This window comes from Streptomyces fagopyri (genome assembly GCF_009498275.1).
In the GTDB taxonomy this organism is placed as follows: domain Bacteria; phylum Actinomycetota; class Actinomycetes; order Streptomycetales; family Streptomycetaceae; genus Streptomyces; species Streptomyces fagopyri.
Genome location: NZ_CP045643.1, coordinates 7,395,665 through 7,411,870, shown reverse-complemented (window position 1 = coordinate 7,411,870; position 16,206 = coordinate 7,395,665). Strand labels below are relative to the sequence as shown.

Annotated in this window: 13 protein-coding genes; 2 read left to right on the top strand and 11 right to left on the bottom strand. The window is 73.4% G+C overall.

Going from position 1 to position 16,206, the window contains the following annotated elements; translation table 11 throughout:
- Positions 1-236: 236 nt before the first annotated feature.
- From GFH48_RS32010 to infC, 8 genes are all read right to left on the bottom strand, one after another.
- On the bottom strand, positions 237-1,409 hold the full coding sequence (locus tag GFH48_RS32010) for a PP2C family protein-serine/threonine phosphatase (RefSeq protein WP_153291571.1): 1,173 nt from the start codon (positions 1,407-1,409) through the stop codon (positions 237-239).
- A gap of 497 nt (positions 1,410-1,906) precedes the next feature.
- Positions 1,907-4,417: a phenylalanine--tRNA ligase subunit beta gene (gene pheT, locus GFH48_RS32005; protein WP_153291570.1), complete on the bottom strand. Its 2,511-nt coding sequence runs from the start codon at positions 4,415-4,417 to the stop codon at positions 1,907-1,909.
- Positions 4,417-5,541: a phenylalanine--tRNA ligase subunit alpha gene (pheS, locus tag GFH48_RS32000; protein WP_153291569.1), complete on the bottom strand. Its 1,125-nt coding sequence runs from the start codon at positions 5,539-5,541 to the stop codon at positions 4,417-4,419. The genes pheT and pheS overlap by 1 nt, the downstream gene beginning before the upstream one ends.
- Before the next feature lie 190 nt (positions 5,542-5,731).
- Complete coding sequence (locus GFH48_RS31995; protein ID WP_153291568.1) at positions 5,732-6,919, bottom strand: sensor histidine kinase; 1,188 nt, start codon at positions 6,917-6,919, stop codon at positions 5,732-5,734.
- A gap of 92 nt (positions 6,920-7,011) precedes the next feature.
- On the bottom strand, positions 7,012-7,872 hold the full coding sequence (locus tag GFH48_RS31990; protein ID WP_153291567.1) for a TrmH family RNA methyltransferase: 861 nt from the start codon (positions 7,870-7,872) through the stop codon (positions 7,012-7,014).
- 660 nt (positions 7,873-8,532) lie between these two features.
- Positions 8,533-8,916, bottom strand: coding sequence for a 50S ribosomal protein L20 (rplT, locus tag GFH48_RS31985; protein ID WP_054236131.1), 384 nt, complete (start codon positions 8,914-8,916; stop codon positions 8,533-8,535).
- Positions 8,917-9,014: 98 nt separating this feature from the next.
- Positions 9,015-9,209 (bottom strand): 50S ribosomal protein L35, encoded by a 195-nt coding sequence (rpmI, locus tag GFH48_RS31980; RefSeq protein WP_003947156.1) that lies wholly within the window; start codon positions 9,207-9,209, stop codon positions 9,015-9,017.
- 154 nt (positions 9,210-9,363) lie between these two features.
- Entirely contained in the window at positions 9,364-10,110 is a 747-nt protein-coding gene (infC, locus tag GFH48_RS31975; protein ID WP_153293213.1) for a translation initiation factor IF-3, read from the bottom strand.
- 357 nt (positions 10,111-10,467) lie between these two features.
- Between infC and GFH48_RS31965 the strand changes: the two genes are divergently transcribed.
- Positions 10,468-10,824 (top strand): DUF1844 domain-containing protein, encoded by a 357-nt coding sequence (locus GFH48_RS31965; RefSeq protein ID WP_153291566.1) that lies wholly within the window; start codon positions 10,468-10,470, stop codon positions 10,822-10,824.
- Positions 10,825-10,911: 87 nt separating this feature from the next.
- Here GFH48_RS31965 and GFH48_RS31960 read toward each other — a convergent pair whose 3' ends face one another.
- Positions 10,912-11,643 (bottom strand): SseB family protein, encoded by a 732-nt coding sequence (locus GFH48_RS31960; protein ID WP_153291565.1) that lies wholly within the window; start codon positions 11,641-11,643, stop codon positions 10,912-10,914.
- A 149-nt stretch (positions 11,644-11,792) separates the two neighbouring features.
- Between GFH48_RS31960 and GFH48_RS31955 the strand changes: the two genes are divergently transcribed.
- Positions 11,793-12,755, top strand: a complete 963-nt coding sequence (locus GFH48_RS31955) for a serine hydrolase (protein ID WP_153291564.1) — start codon at positions 11,793-11,795, stop codon at positions 12,753-12,755.
- Between the two features lie 116 nt (positions 12,756-12,871).
- Here the strand turns inward: GFH48_RS31955 and mycP are convergent, their stop codons facing one another.
- Entirely contained in the window at positions 12,872-14,083 is a 1,212-nt protein-coding gene (gene mycP, locus GFH48_RS31950; protein WP_153291563.1) for a type VII secretion-associated serine protease mycosin, read from the bottom strand.
- Positions 14,080-14,943: a hypothetical protein gene (locus tag GFH48_RS39470; protein WP_322747009.1), complete on the bottom strand. Its 864-nt coding sequence runs from the start codon at positions 14,941-14,943 to the stop codon at positions 14,080-14,082. The genes mycP and GFH48_RS39470 overlap by 4 nt, the downstream gene beginning before the upstream one ends.
- Between the last annotated feature and the right edge of the window lie 1,263 nt (positions 14,944-16,206).

Genomic DNA, 16,206 nt, shown 5'->3' with positions numbered 1-16,206 from the left:
CCGCCGGCTCCCCCTCGTACAGTGCGGCGGCCCGCTTCCGCGCCGTCCGCCCAGCCGCCTGCCCGACACTCCGTGGCGGGGCGGACGGCTCCGCCGGCTGTACCGGGCCGTGGTGACGGTCCGTCGACCGCGGGCACTTCGCGGATCGTCCGACGCGAGCACTTCCCGCGCCGTCCGCCGCGGGCACTTCGTGCACTTCGCGGATCGTCGCGCGGTCCCGGGTGTCCGGGACTCCGCTAGCGGGGCGCGTGCTGGGCGACCGGGCGCTCCTGCTGCACGGGAGTGCGCGGGCGGTCGTTGCGCAGGACCAGGACGGCGACGTCGTCGGCGGGTCTGCCGCGCGTGTGGCGCAGCAGACCCGTCAGGACCGCGTGCAGGACGAACTGGGGTGCCGCGGGCCGGATCCGGACCGCTTCGCTCAGCGCGCTCGGCAGCGGGAAGAACCGGCCGTGACCGTCGCGCGCGTCCTCCACACCGTCGGTGTGCAGGAACAGGCCCTCGCCCGGCAGCAGTTGACCGCAGTGCACGAGAGGAAGCTCCGCCGGGAGCGGGAACGGCCCGAGCGGCGGCAGGGGTTCACCGGCCGACAGCCGCTCGACACGGCCGTGGCCGCCGTCCGGGTCGGCCTGGCCGGGCAGCAGATACGGCCAGGGATGACCGCAGTTCAGCGCGTACACCTCGCCGTCCCGGCGGATCTCCAGCAGCAGTACGGTGACGAACTCCTCGGCGACCGGGCTCTCGGGGTCCGGACCCGCCGCGGGGTGTTCGGCCTTCGCCCGCTCGCGCAGATGCCGGGCCAGGGCACGCTCCAGCCGTCCGAGCACCCGCCCGAGCGAGGGCTCGTCGTGCGCCGCCTCCCGGAAACTGCCGAGCACGGCGGCGACGGTCCCGAGCGCGCCGAGGCCGTGCCCGCGGACGTCACCCATGACGATCCGTACCCCGTGCTCGGTCGCGATCACCTCGTAGAGATCACCGCCGATGTTCGCGCCGCGGTCCGCGGAGACCTGGGCCGCCGCGACGTTCAGCCCGTCGATGCGCGGGGGCAGCGGGCGCAGCAGCACGTTCTGGGCGGCGCCGGCGACCTCGCGGACCTGTCTGAGTTCTCGCAGGAGCGTCCACCTGACGTGGAGTATCAGCCCCGTTCCTACCACGAAGAAGACGGCACTGGAGACCATCCGGGGCGCCAGTCCGTCCTGCTCGCCCAGCGGACAGGTCATCCTGTACGAGATCGCGATCGCGCCCCAGACGGTGGGCAGACCGAGGCCGAGCGCCCTGCGCAGGGGTGTCCGGTCGGCCCGCCGGACCGACCGGTCGAGGTCACCGCGCGGGCCTGCGCCCGTCCGGGCCGGCCCCCGCGCACGTGTCCGGAGCCGCACCCTACCGGGAGCCCCAGCCTTGATACGGATCATGCCGATGGCCCCCCAATAGGCCCGACAGCGCGGACGGCCTCCATGAGACCCGGTCCGATTCTGTCGACCGCATGCCCCGGTCGGGCCACATCCCCCGAACTTCCCACCCGAACGAGTGAGGCACCCCCTGTCGCCTGCATTTATGCAGGTGACCGCCCTCACGGTGGCCCGGCCGGGTGGGATGCGCGGTGGCCCTGCCGGGTGGGATGCGAGGGGGGACGCGGCCGGTCGGGTACGAACGGTCCCCGGCCGGCCGCGCCGTTACCCGCACCCCCGGGAGGGCGCGGCCGGCACCCGGGGAGCCATCACCGGGGCGCACGTCGCGAGGAACGGCGCGGCCGCCCACAACGCACCCGCACCCGCACCCGCACCCGCACCCGACCGAAAACCCCGTACCCCGCCAGGGGCGCGGGGAACTGCGCGGCCGGCCACGGACAAGCCGCGGCCGGCAGAGAACCCGCAGTCCCCCGGCCCCACCGGCGGAGCCCGCCGCGGAGCTATCCGCGCAGTACCGCCCCGACCCGCTCACCCGCGAGGGCCACCGCCGCGTCACGGGCCGCCGACGCCTCGTCGACGGTCAGCGTGCGGTCGGCGGCGCGGAAGCGCAGCGCGTAGGCCAGGGACTTCCTGCCCTCGCCCAGCTGCTCGCTCTCGTAGACGTCGAAGAGCCGGATGGACTCCAGGAGACCGCCGGCGCCTTCGCGCAGCGCCGCCTCCACCTCCGCGTGCGGAACGCTTCGGTCGACGACCAGCGCGACGTCCTGCGTGGCGACCGGGAACCCGGAGATCCGCGGCGCCTGCAGTGCTCCGGCGCCCGCCTCCTCCAGTCGGTCGAGGTCGAGCTCCATCGCGCAGGTGCGTCCGGGCAGGTTCAGTGCCTTCAGCACGCGCGGGTGCAGCTCACCCGCGTGACCGATGACCTGCTCCGCGCCGTCGAGCACGACGGCCAGCTCGGCGCAGCGGCCCGGGTGCCACGGCCCGTAACGGCCCGCGCGGACGACGAGCTCGGCGCCCGCCTCGCGGGCGACGGTCCGTGCCGCCTCCACCGCGTCGGCCCAGTCGGCCGGACGGCCCTTGCCCCACCAGCCGGCCTGCTCACGGGCGCCCGTGAGGACGACCGCGACGTGCCGGGGCTGGGCGGGGAGGGTGGCGGTGAGCGCCGCGATCTCCTCGTCCGTGGGACGCCGGTCCACCGGGAGCCGCGACGCGATGCGCTGCTCCCCGCGGGGGTGGAAGACCAGTCCGGTCTCGAACAGCGCCAGGTCGTGCGCACCACGGCCGTCGTTGCGGCGCAGCGCGCCGAGCAGACCCGGCAGCAGCGTCGTACGGAGGGCCGGCTCCTCGTCGGACAGCGGGTTGACGAGCGTGACCACCCGGCGGTTCGGGTCGTCGGCGGCCAGACCCAGCTGGTCGAAGACGCCCTCGCTGAGGAAGGGGTAGTTCAGCGTCTCGACCAGGCCCGCCCCGGCCAGCGCGCGGCCGACCCTGCGGTGCAGCCGCTGGCGGTCGGTCAGACCGCGGCCGGCGGGCGGCCGCGGCAGCGTGGAGGGCAGGTTCTCGTAGCCCTCCAGACGGATGACCTCTTCGGCCAGGTCGTTCGGCGCCACCAGGTCGGGGCGCCAGGACGGCACGGTGACGATGAGTTCGTCCTGACCGTAGACGTCGCAGCCGACCTGCTGGAGACGGCGTACGACGGTCTCGCGGCCGTAGGCGACACCGGCCACCTGGTCCGGGTGGTTCGCCGGGGCGCTGATGGTGTGCGGCGCGGACGGCGCGATGACCTCGGTCACCCCGGCCTCGGCGCTGCCGCCCGCGAGCAGGACCAGCAGGTCGACGGTGCGCTGCGCGGCCGCGGAGGCGGCCTGCGGGTCGACGCCCCGCTCGAAGCGCTTGGACGCCTCGGAGCCGAGCTTGTGACGGCGCGCGGTGCGGGCGATGGAGACCGGGTCGAAGTGCGCGGCCTCGATCACGACGTCACCGGTGGCACGGGTGGTGTCCTCGTGGTCGGCGATCTCCGTGTCGGCACCGCCCATGACGCCCGCCAGGCCGATGGGCCCGCGGTCGTCGGTGATCACCAGGTCCTCGGCGTCGAGGATGCGCTTGGTGCCGTCGAGCGTGGTGAGGCGCTCGCCCTGTTCGGCCCTGCGCACGCCGATCGTCCCCTGGACGAGGGAGCGGTCGTAGGCGTGCAGGGGCTGGCCGAGCTCCAGCATCACGTAGTTCGTGACGTCGACGGCGAGCGAGACGGGACGCATCCCGGCCTTCTGCAGGCGGCGCCGCAGCCAGATCGGGGAGCGTGCCTCGGCGGACAGCCCCGTCACGGTGCGCGCGGTGAAGCGGTCGCAGCCGAGCGGCTCGGAGACCCGCACCGGGTAGCCGAACGCGTTCGGGGCCGGTACGTCGAGCAGCGCCGGGTCGCGCAGCGGCAGGCCGTACGCGATGGCGGTCTCGCGGGCGACACCACGCATCGACAGGCAGTCGCCGCGGTTCGCGGTGACGGCGATGTCCAGGACCTCGTCGACGAGTTCCAGGAGCTCGATGGCGTCGCTGCCGACCTCGTGCTCGGGCGACAGGACGATGATGCCGCCGCTGCCGTCGTCGCCCATGCCCAGCTCGTCGCCGGAGCAGATCATGCCGTGCGAGGTCCTGCCGTACGTCTTGCGCGCGGCGATCGCGAAGTCGCCGGGCAGGACCGCACCCGGCAGGACCACGACGACCTTGTCGCCGACGGCGAAGTTGCGGGCGCCGCAGACGATCTCCTGGGGCTCACCGGTGCCGTTGGCGGTGCCGACGTCGACGGTGCAGAAGCGGATGGGCTTCTTGAAGCCGTCCAGCTCCTCGATGGTCAGCACCTGGCCGACGACGAGGGGGCCCTTGAGGCCCGCGCCGAGCTGCTCGACGGTCTCGACCTCGAGGCCGGACGAGATGAGCTTGGCCTGGACGTCGCGCCCGGTCTCCGTCGCCGGCAGGTCGACGTACTCCCGCAGCCAAGAAAGCGGGACCCGCATCAGATCTCCATCCCGAACGGCCGGGTGAACCGGACGTCACCCTCGACCATGTCTCGCATGTCTTCGACGTTGTGGCGGAACATCAGCATCCGCTCGATGCCGAACCCGAAGGCGAATCCGCTGTACTTCTCGGGGTCGACGCCCGCGGCGACCAGCACACGGGGGTTGACCATGCCGCAGCCGCCGAGTTCGATCCAGCCCTCGGAGGAGCAGGTGCGGCAGGGCCGGTCGGGGTTGCCGACGGAGTCCCCGCGGCAGACGTAGCACACCATGTCCATCTCGGCGGACGGCTCGGTGAACGGGAAGAAGTTCGGGCGCAGCCGGGTCTTCATGTCCGGGCCGAAGAGCGACTGGACCATGTGGTCGAGGGTGCCCTTGAGGTCGGCCATCGTCAGGCCCTCGTCGATGGCGAGCAGCTCGACCTGGGTGAAGACGGGGGTGTGCGTGGCGTCCAGCTCGTCGGAGCGGTACACGCGGCCCGGGCAGATCACGTAGACCGGGGGCTCGCGGTCGAGCATCGAGCGGATCTGCACCGGTGAGGTGTGGGTGCGCAGCACGATGTTCGACTCTTCCTCGTGGCCCTCGGGGCCCTTCACGAAGAAGGTGTCCTGCATACCGCGCGCCGGGTGGTCCGGGCCGATGTTCAGGGCGTCGAAGTTGAACCACTCGGCCTCGACCTCGGGGCCCTCGGCGACCTCGTAGCCCATGGCCACGAAGACGTCCTCGATGCGCTCCGACAGCGTGGTCAGGGGGTGGCGCGCCCCGGCCGGTACCCGGTCGTAGGGCAGCGTGACGTCCACCGCTTCCTCGACCAGGACCCGGGCGTCGCGCTCGGCCTCCAGCTCGGTCTGGCGGGCGGCGAGGGCCTTGTTCACGGCGCCGCGGGCCTGGCCGACGAGCTTCCCGGCGGCGGCTTTGGCGTGCGGGGGCAGGGCGCCGATCTCGCGGTTGGCGAGGGCCAGCGGCGAGGTGCCGCCGGTGTGGGCGACCTTGGCCTCCTGGAGCGCGTCGAGGTCGCCGGCGGCGGCGAAGGCGGCGAGCGCCTCGTCCCGCATGCGCTCGATCGCTTCCGGTTTCAGGGCCTCGACCTCTACAGGGTCGTACGACTTATTCGGTGCCGACATCTCTTCCCGTGCTTCCGGTTGGCTGGCGGATGGTCCCCGTCCCGACTCGGGGGACGCGCATCGTCCCTGAAACATGAAACGGGGACGCAAAGGTGCCAAAGGCCGAGTCTAACGGGGGTGGGGGGTCGTGCCGGACTGCGCGTCCCGGCCGGGGCTCCCCCGCGTGTGCGCCCGTGGGGCCTCGTCGGCGTTACAGCAGATACGCCGGGGTGCTCACGGGCAACGTAAATCGGAACTCGGCGCCGCCGCCGGGGGCGCGGCCGACCGTGATCGTCCCGCCGTGGGCCTCGACGATTCCCTTGACGATGTACAGCCCGAGGCCCGTGCCGCCGCGCTTGCTGCCCCGCCAGAAGCGGGTGAAGACGCGGTTCATGGATTCCTCCGGGATGCCGGTGCCCTCGTCGCTCACGGTCACCGAGGTGGCGGCGTGCGCGGCGCTCGCGGCGGTCGCGGATGTCGCGTCATCGGGGCGCTCCCGCGGGGACGCCGAGGGCGTGATGTCGATGGTGACGGTTCCCTCGCCGTGGCGCACCGCATTTTCGAGCAGGTTGCTGAGCACCTGGTCGATCTTGTCCGGGTCGGCCCACAGCTGCGGCAGCGGCTGTTCGACGCGCAGCAGGAATCGGTCGGCGGGCTGGCCCGAGGTGACGTAGGCCTGGATGTGACGGCCGACGGCGGCGCCTATGTCGACGGGCTGGCGGCGTACTTCGAGGCGCCCGGAATCGATGCGGGAGATGTCGAGGAGCTCGGCGATGAGACGGGTGACCCGGTCGGCGTCGGCGTCCACCGTCTCCAGCATCAGCCTCTTCTGGTCGTCGGTGAAGCGTTCCCACTTGGCGAGCAGGGTGGCCGTGAAGCCCTTGACCGAGGTGAGCGGGGAGCGCAGTTCGTGGGCGACCGTGGCGATCAGCTCGGCGTGGCTGCGCTCGGTGCGGCGGCGCGCCTCGGTGTCGCGCAGCGAGACGACGACCCGGTGGACGGGCCCGGTGGGCCGGCCGCGGACGTAGCGCGCGGAGACCAGGACCTCGCGGCCGCCCGGCAGCAGCAGGTTGCGTTCGGGCTGGCCGACGCGGATCGCCAGCCCTCCGTAGGGGTCGGTCAGCTGCCACCAACGGCGGCCTTCGAGGTCTTCGAGCGGGAGGGCCGCGTCCAGCTGCCGGCCGAGGGCCTCGGCGGCGGGGACCGCGGTGATGCGGGCGGCGGCGGCGTTGAAGCAGATCACCCGGCCGTGCTCGTCGGCGACGACGAGTCCGTCGGGCAGGTCGTCGGGACCGAGACCGAGGTCGGCTCCGAGTTGCTCCTCGCCCCGGGGCGCGGGCGTCTCGCGCACGTCCCGTGCGCGCAGCGCGCTGTTCGCACCGCTCGTGCCGACACCCATCCCCGTATCCCACCTCTCGTCTGGCGGTGGGGCACCTCCCTGCTCGAGCGAAGCCGAGAGCTTGGGGGAGGTCCCCCGAGCCCGTCACCCTACTAGCCGTCAGTGACGGAGCGGCACCCTCCGGAGGCACGCTGTGCACGGGCGGACGCGTAGAGACATACGGCGGCGGCGGTCGCCAGGTTCAGACTCTCGGCCTTTCCGTGGATCGGAACGCGCACGACGGCGTCGGCCAGCGCGCGCGTCTCCTCCGGGAGCCCCCAGGCCTCGTTGCCGAACACCCAGGCGGTGGGGCCGCCCATGGTCCCCTCGTCGAGCTCGTCGTCGAGGTCGTCCTGTCCGGCGCCGTCCGCGGCGAGGATCCGCACACCGGCCGCCTTCAGGCCCCGCACGGCGTCCTCGACGGGAACCCCGACGGCGACGGGCAGGTGGAACAGGGACCCCACGGAGGCCCGTACGGCCTTGGGGTTGTACAGGTCGACGGAGGCGTCGGTGAGGACGACGGCCTCGGCACCGGCCGCGTCCGCGCACCGCAGTACGGTGCCGGCGTTCCCGGGGTCGCGGACGTGCGCGAGGACGGCGACGAGCCTGGGGCGCGCCGCGAGGATCTCCTCGAACGGGGTGTCGAGGAACCGGCAGACGCCGACGAGGCCCTGCGGGGTGACGGTCGTCGAGATGTCGGCGATCACCTCCTCGTCGGCGAGGTGCACGCGGGCCCCGGCCGCACGGGCGTCCCCGACGATGTCGGCGTAGCGCTCCGCGGCTTCGGGGGTGGCGAACAGCTCGACGAGGGTGGGGGTCGCGTCGGCACGGTGTGCCGCCGCCTCGCGCACGGCCTGCGGGCCCTCGGCGAGGAACAGCCGCTCCTTGCTCCGGAAGTTCCGCCGGGCCAGGCGCCGCGCGGCGACGACGCGGGGCGACCGCGGGGAGATCAGCTCGACGGGGGCGGCGGGCATGGAGCACCTCTGGGGTCTGCGAAGGAGGACGACGGTCGGAGCCGCGGGCCCACGGGCCACGGCGGTGCGGGCGGCGGGCGGACGGGGGCGGCTCTGGTGCGGGCGGAAGGGCGGGCGGCTGTCCCGGCGGTCGGGGTGACCGGACGGACCACCGGCGTCCGGGCGGTCACGGTGACCGGACGAGCACCGGCAGCCGGACGGCGGGCGGTCAGGGTGACCGCACGGGACGACTGACCGGGCCCGGTGTCACGCGAGCGGTCTCCGGTCCCGGCAGGGCCGGACCGCCACCCGCGGTCGGTGCCGGCATTCGGTTCCCGCGGTCAGGTCTTTCCCTCCGGTGAGCGCACCTGACCTGTGGACTCACCGGTCCGTCCGCTCGGTTGCCGCGTGCGGTCCGCGTGCCCGAGGGGGCGTGTGGTCCCGCGTACCCCAGGACGCGTACTCCGGGGGCCGCGACCGTGAGAGCCGTACGCGGCCACCGGGCGGGCGGACCGGATTACGGCACCGAAGAAGAACGGCCTCGGACACGCGGGCCGGACACCCCGGGGGGCGGAGGCCGCGAGCGTCCCCGCCGGACCCGCGGAGCGGAACGCACAGGGACCCGCAAGCCTTGAGGCAAGCGGGTCCACGGGCTACGTCCGGCTCAGGCCAGTACGAGCGTCACGCGGCCTTCGGCGCGTTGACGTCCGACGGCAGCGCCTTCTGGGCGACCTCGACGAGCGCGGCGAACGCGCCGGCGTCGTTCACGGCCAGCTCCGCCAGGATCTTGCGGTCGACCTCGATGTTCGCGGCCTTCAGACCCTGGATGAAGCGGTTGTAGGTGATGCCGTTGGCGCGGGCAGCGGCGTTGATGCGCTGGATCCACAGCTGACGGAAGTCGCCCTTGCGCTTCTTGCGGTCGTTGTAGTTGTAGACCAGGGAGTGGGTGACCTGCTCCTTGGCCTTGCGGTACAGGCGCGAACGCTGACCGCGGTAGCCGCTGGCGGCTTCGAGGATCGCCCGGCGCTTCTTGTGGGCGTTGACTGCCCGCTTGACGCGTGCCACTTGTTAACTCCTTGTAGCGGGGCCGTGGTCGGTGGTCACATGGCCCGAATTCGATTGGGTCCCGGTCCTGGCGTACGGCGGCGGAGTGCCGCCGTACGTCACTTGCCGAGAAGCTTCTTGATCTTCTTGGCGTCGCCCGGGGCCATCTCGGCGTTGCCGGTCAGGCGCCGCGTCAGACGGGACGACTTGTGCTCGAGCAGGTGGCGCTTGCCGGCACGCTCGCGGAGCACCTTGCCGGAGCCGGTGATCTTGAAGCGCTTGCTGGCACCGCTGTGCGACTTGTTCTTCGGCATAGCGCCGTTCTCTCCTCGTCAGTGGCGTTCCGGTGCCCGGTCGCTAAACCGGGCACGGTGGAACGTCATGTATGTATCGGTTGACATCCCCTGACTCGCCTCCTGGGAGGTCCTGGACTCTCGTCCCGGACTCCCCGGAGCCTTCGTCCTGGGATCAGGCCTCGGCGGAAGCCTCGGCCGGGGCCTCGGCGGTCTCGACCTCAGCGGTCTCGGCCTCGGTGGTCTCGGCCTCGGTGGTCTCGCCCTCGGCGATCTCACCGTCGGCGATCTCACCGTCGGCGGCGTTCTGCGAGCGACCGGGGTTGGCCTTCGCTTCCGCCTTGCGAGCCGCCTGGGCCTCACGGGCCTCGGCCATCGCCTCGGTCTTCTTCTTGTGCGGACCGAGAACCATGATCATGTTTCGGCCGTCCTGCTTCGGGTTCGACTCGACGAACCCGAGGTCCTCCACGTCCGAGGCGAGCCGCTGCAGCAGTCGGTAGCCGAGCTCCGGCCGGGACTGCTCGCGACCACGGAACATGATCGTGATCTTGACCTTGTCGCCCTGCTTGAGGAACCGGACGACGTGACCCTTTTTGGTGTCGTAGTCGTGCGGGTCGATCTTCGGCCGGAGCTTCATTTCCTTGATGACCGTGTGCGCCTGGTTCTTGCGCGCCTCACGGGCCTTCATGGCCGACTCGTACTTGAACTTCCCGTAGTCCATGAGCTTGCAGACCGGCGGGCGTGCGCTCGCCGCCACCTCGACCAGGTCGAGGTCGTACTCCTGCGCAAGCTCCAGGGCCTTGGCAAGCGGAACAATCCCGACCTGCTCGCCGCTGGGACCGACAAGTCGCACTTCGGGAACGCGAATCCGGTCGTTGATGCGGGGCTCGGTGCTGATGGATCCTCCTCGGTAGCACCACACGGCGATCTGGCGGACAGCCGCGTATGTCTCTGATGACAAGTGGACCAACCACCGTGGCACATGAAAAATGCCCCGGACGGGACACAGGCGGGGCTCCAAGGAATACCGGAGCACCGCCGCGGTCAACCGCGGGGCGCAATATCGGGCGACTCCACCGTCCGTACGGAACGGTGGTGGCCACCTGACCGGGTGACCTGCCGTCCCGGAGGACAGTCAGGTGGGAGATCGGAGCCTCCACTTGTGGGCCGAACACATACACATCCGGCCGGTCGTTACACAAGGTTAGCAGCTCGGGCCGATATCGGCTAACCGAGGCCAACTGGGGCGGGCGGACACCCGGGACCTATCGTGTGGGGCATGAGTGACACCCCTCCCCAGAACCCCGACTTCGACAGCATGACCCGCGACATCGCCGAGGTCCCCGCGGTCGAGGTCCTCGTGACGGTCGCGGTCAACCTGATGAGCGCCGCCGCCGTGAAGCTCGGTCTGACCGAGGAGGGCGACAAGTACAAGGACCTCGACGAGGCCCGCAAACTGATCCACGCGCTGGCCGGACTGCTCGACGCGAGTGCCACCGAGATCAGCTCCTTCCACGCGTCCCCGCTGCGCGACGGCCTGAAGTCGCTCCAGCTGGCGTTCCGCGAGGGGTCCCTCGTGCCGGACGAGCCCGGTCAGGGCCCGGGCGAGAAGTACACGGGCCCCGTCTACGGCTAGTCCGTCCGCCCTTCTCCGTTCCCCTCCGGCGTACGTCCGCCCTTCGGCTCTCCGCCGACGTACGCCCCGCACCGCACAGACGTCGTTCTACGCACGTACGTACAGGGGCTCGCCCGGTGGCGTCGTCCCGGCCGGCAGCAGTGCCAGGTCGAGACCGCGCACCAGGCGGGCCCTCAGTGTCTCGTCGGCGGCGAGACGCCCCGCGACCGCCCGGGCGGCCTCGGCCGGTGTCGCGGACGCGTCCAGGACCAGCGCGAGGGTGCCGTCCGCGCTGCCCGGTCCGAGGTGGGCGCGGACGACGGCGGGCTCGGCGGCCACGGCGGCGCGCACCGCCTCGACCACGGCGGGATCGGCGAGCGGGTCCGCCGTCGTGCGCCCCTCGGCGAGGGCCAGCAGCGCGGAGCCGGTCAGCTCGTAGGGGACGGGACCGGCCAGATCGACGACGAGCGTGTCGGCCTTCTCGTGCGCGGCCGCCCGCAGGGCCTGGTGCAGGGGGACCGCGACCGGGCGCGCCGCGGGGTCCCAGCGCGCCAGCGTCTCGGTGGACGTGAAGGCGGGCAGGGCCGTGCGGCCGCCGGCCTTCAGGGTCGGCACCGCCATGTCGCTGGTCTTCTCGTGACGCAGTCCGTTCCCGTCCTCCTCCACCTCGCCGAGTACGGCCACGACGGGCACCAGCAGCCGGGCGCCCCTGAGCGCCTCCAGAACCGGCCCCACGGCGGTGCGGTCCTCGGCCCACGCGGCGAGCGCCGCGCTCAGCCGGGGATCGGCGGAGCCGTCGTCGTCGGGGAAGCCGGAGTCGGGAATGTTCTTGTTCGCCACGGTCCCCGACCCTATCGGGGGGATGCTGCTGCGCTTGTGCGGCCCCGGAAACCCGCTGGTGACAGCTCTCACCGGATTCTCAGCTCGCGCTGACACAGCTTTCACGCACGCCCAACGCCGGACACAGCCGCGGCCCCGAGCATCGCGGGATGGCCCCTCACAGAGCTCGTCGGCGGCGCGCCCGCCCCTCCGGACGAAGGACCCTCCTGTACGCGGTGGTGGCGTCCGCCGTGCTCGTCGGCGGCACGTCGGCCGGAACCGTGTACGTCAAGGCGCAGGCGCACGACGGCGGTGGCCTCGTATCCTCCTCCTCGGCGGCGCCCGGCGCGTCGCCGACGGCATCGGAACCGACGAGCGGGGAGACATCGGTGGAACCCGTCACGGAGCCCTCGGTGGACCGCGCCGCGCTGCTCACCAAGGCGATGGGCGCGGTGACCGTGGCGTCCGGCGCCGAGGTGTCGGTCGCGGTGCTCGACCTGGACTCCGGTGAGAGCGCCGCGTACGGCGGGGGGAGCTTCGACACGGCGAGCATCGTCAAGGTCGACATCCTGGCGACGCTGCTGCTCCAGGCGCAGGACGCGGACCGGCGTCTGACGGCTCGGGAGAAGACGTACGCCACCGCGATGATCACCAACAGTGACAACGCGTCCGCGTCGGCCCTGTGGGACGTCATCGGGCGGGCGCACGGTCTCGACGCGGCGAACGACCGCTTCGGCCTGAAGGGCACCGAGGGCGGGGACGGTGCGCTGTGGGGGCTGACCCGGACCACGGCGGCCGATCAACTCGCCCTGCTCCAGCAGGTGTTCGGGGACGACTCGCGACTCGGCGAGGCCTCGCGGATGTATCTCCAGGGGCTCATGGGCGAGATCGCCGCCGACCAGCGGTGGGGGGTCTCGGCGGCGGCCGACGGCTCCGGGTGGGCCCTGAAGAACGGGTGGCTGCCGCGCAGCACGACCGGGCTGTGGGACGTCAACAGCATCGGGCGGATCACCGCCGACGGCCACGGCTATCTGGTGGCGGCCCTGTCCGACGGCAACTCGACCAAGGCGCGCGGCATCTCGCTGGTGGAGGCGGCGGCGCGGGCGGCGGTCTCCGCGTTCTCCGCCACCTGAGTCCGCGGGGCGGCGCCCGGCCCTGAAGCGGCGCCTGAGTCCCGACCGTCCGGAACGGCTCCGCAGCCCCGGTCGTCCGGAACGGCTCCTCAGTCCCGGTCGTCCGGAACGGCTCCTCAGTCCCGGTCGTCCCTGGAGCGGCGCCTCGGTCCCCGTGGCGGTGCCTCGGTGCCGCGGCCTCTCCACAGCAGCACCGCCGCGGCCAGCAGGACCACGCCCGCCCCGCCCGCGACCGGGCCCACCCAGCCGGAGGCCGCGTGGTCGTCCCGGGGAGCGTCGGGGCCCGCGCCGAAGTACTTCCGGCCGTACGCCGCCGCGTGCAGGACCTCCCCCTTGAGCCGCCCGGACGCCTTGATGGCGGCCGCGGGGTCGATGAAGCCGAAGCCGCGGGAGTCGTCACGGCCGCCGTCGGGGGCGTTGCGGGCGGTGTCCTCCAGGAGTTTCTTGATCTGCGCCGGGGACAGACCCGGGTGGGCCGCCTTGATGAGCGCGACCGCCCCGGAGACGAAGGCGGAGGCGGCGCTGGTTCCCCAGCCCTCGTAGTACCTGTCGTCCGGGTCGGCGATGACCACGTCGACACCGGGGGCGCTGACGGTGGCGTACCAGCGGCGGGTGGAGAACGAGGCGTGGGTGCCGTACCGGTCGACGGCCGCCGCCGCGATCACACCCGGGTAGGCCGCCGGGTAGGAGATGTGGTCGCCCTTCTCGCCGCCGTTGCCCGCCGAGGCGACCACGACGGCCCCCTTCTTCAGGGCGTACTGGACGGCGGCGTCCTCGGCGGGCTCGGGGTGGGCGGACTTGGAGTCGTCGCCGAGGGAGAGGTTGATGACGTCGGCGCCGTGGTCGGCGGCCCAGCGGATGCCCTCGGCGAGGGCGTTGCCGCGGGTGCTGCGCGCTCTCGTACGGGCGGAGTCGCCGTCCTCGAGGATGACGCGGACGGGGAGGATCTTCGCCTCGGGGGCGATGCCGAGGACGCCGTCGCCCCGGCCGGCGCCGTGTCCGTGGCCCGCGATGATCCCCGCCATGGCGGTACCGTGCCGGGCCCAGGCGCGCTCGCCGCGGTGCGCGCCGAAGCCGACCATGTCCTTGCCGGGGAGGATGTTGCCGGCCAGGTCCGGGTGCTGGTCGTCGACGCCCGTGTCGAGGACCGCGACGGTGATGCCGCCGCCCTTGGTCGTGCGCCAGGCCTGCTGGGTGTGCATGGCGTCGAGGGCCCACTGCTGGGCCCGTATGCCGTCGGCGTACGCGGTGGTGGACGGCAGCAGCGCGAGGGAGGCGGCCAGCAGGACACCGAGGACTGCGGCCCGGCGGGTGGGGGTGCGGGTCATGACGGCTTCTCCGAGGCCGAGCCGACGGTTCTGCGCAGACTCCGCTCGACGCGGTCGGCGAGGCCCTGCGCGTCGTTGCCGAGGCCCGCCTGGGCCGGGGCCGTCGTCACACCGGGCTTCACGGCGTCCGCGGCGGGCTGCGGGGTGGTGACGACACGTCCGTCGGCGAAGCCCGAGACGGCGTAGACGACGACGGGGGCGTCGGTGAGGACCGACACCGTCCAGGACGCGCGCTGCGCGTCGCCGAACCCGGCGGCGGCGGTGCCCTTGACGGCGTACGGACGGGGCATCAGGTCGGTGCGCCGGTCGAGGCCCTGCTGCTGGAAGCGGGCCTTCAGGGAGGTCATGGTCGCCGCGTCCGCCTTGGTGAACAGCAGTCCCACCGTGGTGACCTGACTGTGCGTCACATCCGTATAGGTCGCGCGCAGCAGTCGCAGACACCCGGCCGGGGCCAGCGCCTGGCCGAGGAGCGGGTCGAAGGCGCCGGCGCAGCCGCTGTCCGGAGCGACGGCGATACGGGTCCAGGTGCGGTCGGCGCCACCCGGTCCGGCGCCCTGGCCGTCGACGGTGGGCGGGAAGAGCTGGTCCACGGGCATGCTGTGCCACAGGCCGGCGGCCGCCGTGAACGAGCTGCGCGCGCCGTCCGCGCCCGCGCTGTCCCCGGTGAGCCAACTCCCGGTCACCGCACCGCCGATGAGCCCGAGGCCCAGCACGAGGCAGGCCGCGGCCGCGACGAGCCTCGGCCTGGTGCGGGCGCGGGCGGGACGCGGGCGCGTGGTGGCGTGGTCGACGGGGGCGTAGGTGTCGAAGGCGTCGAAGGCCCCGAAACCGTCGCGGGTCTCGGGTTCCGCGAACGACACGTAGGGGCGCCCGGTGCCCGGGGCCGGGTGTGCGGGGGGTTGGACGGAGGCGGGGGGTTCGGCGGGAGTGCCCGCCGGGGTGGATCGCGGCCGGCCGGTCGTCTCCGTGATCCCGTCGTCGGGCGCGCCGCGGCGCGGTCCCGGAGCGGCGGGCGGCGCGCCGGACCGCCGGGCGGCGGGCGGCGCGTCGGGGAAACGGGCGGAGGCCGGCGGCGGGGGCGGGTTCGCCGGCCCGGTACGGCGACCGGGAACGCGCGGGTGGGCCGTCTCGTGACGGGGGGTTGGGGTGCGCGGAGGTTCGGGAGTGCGGGCGACGCTCGGCGCCGACCCGGACGTGGATCCGGCCCCGGACACGAACCCGGCGCCTGTCCCTGCCCCTGCCCCTGCCCCTGCCCCGGACGCAGCGGCGGGCGGGCTCTCCGGGGAGGATCCGGTAGGCCCGGCGTTCCTCGTGGACCCTGGGGAGGCCGAGGGCCCGGAGAACTCCGCGGACACTGTCGACTCCGCGGACCCCGAGAACCCCGCCGCCCCCGAGGAACCCGGGAGCTCTTCGGAACCCGAGAGCCCTTCGGAACCCGGGGATCCCGGGTTCCCCGAGGACGCTTCCGTCTCGCGGAAGAGCCCGAAGGGCCGTGCGGACGTGCGGGATCCACCGTCCGTGCGCGGCCCGGTGTTCTTGGAGGGGCCGGACGCCCGCGTCCCACGGGAGTCGGGAGCCTCGTCGACGGCGGAGCCGCGCGGTGCCTGCTTCCGGGGGTCGCCGCCGGGGTGCGGGACGGTCGGCGGGGTCGGTTCCTCGGGACCGGGCAGCGACCAGGGCTCGCCGCCCACGGGTGCCGCCGGACGGGGTCGCCAAGTGGCGCCCACGGGTGGGTGATCGGGGCGGGGCGGCACCGCGGATTCCGTCCGGGGCGACCGCTCGGGCCACGGCGGGGTCGCGGGACGCGGCGGCATCGCCACCCCTCCGGTGGGAGCGGTCCCGGACTCGTGCGGGCTCACCGGGCGGCCGGGTCCCGCGTCCTCCCGCGCGTCGGACGTCCCGGAACGAGGAGGCGTCGCCGGCCGGGGCGGGGCGGAGTCCGCCCGCGCCGCGAACCGCTCCGTCGGGGACGGGACGGCGCCCCGGCTCTCGGAGAGACGTTCGGGGGCGCGTTCGGGGCCACGTTCGGGGCCACGTTCGGAACGTACCGGTCGCGCCGGCCGGAAGAACCCCGCGTCGCCTCGTTCCGGTGACCTCTCCGCAGCGGACGGGACGGTGCCCGG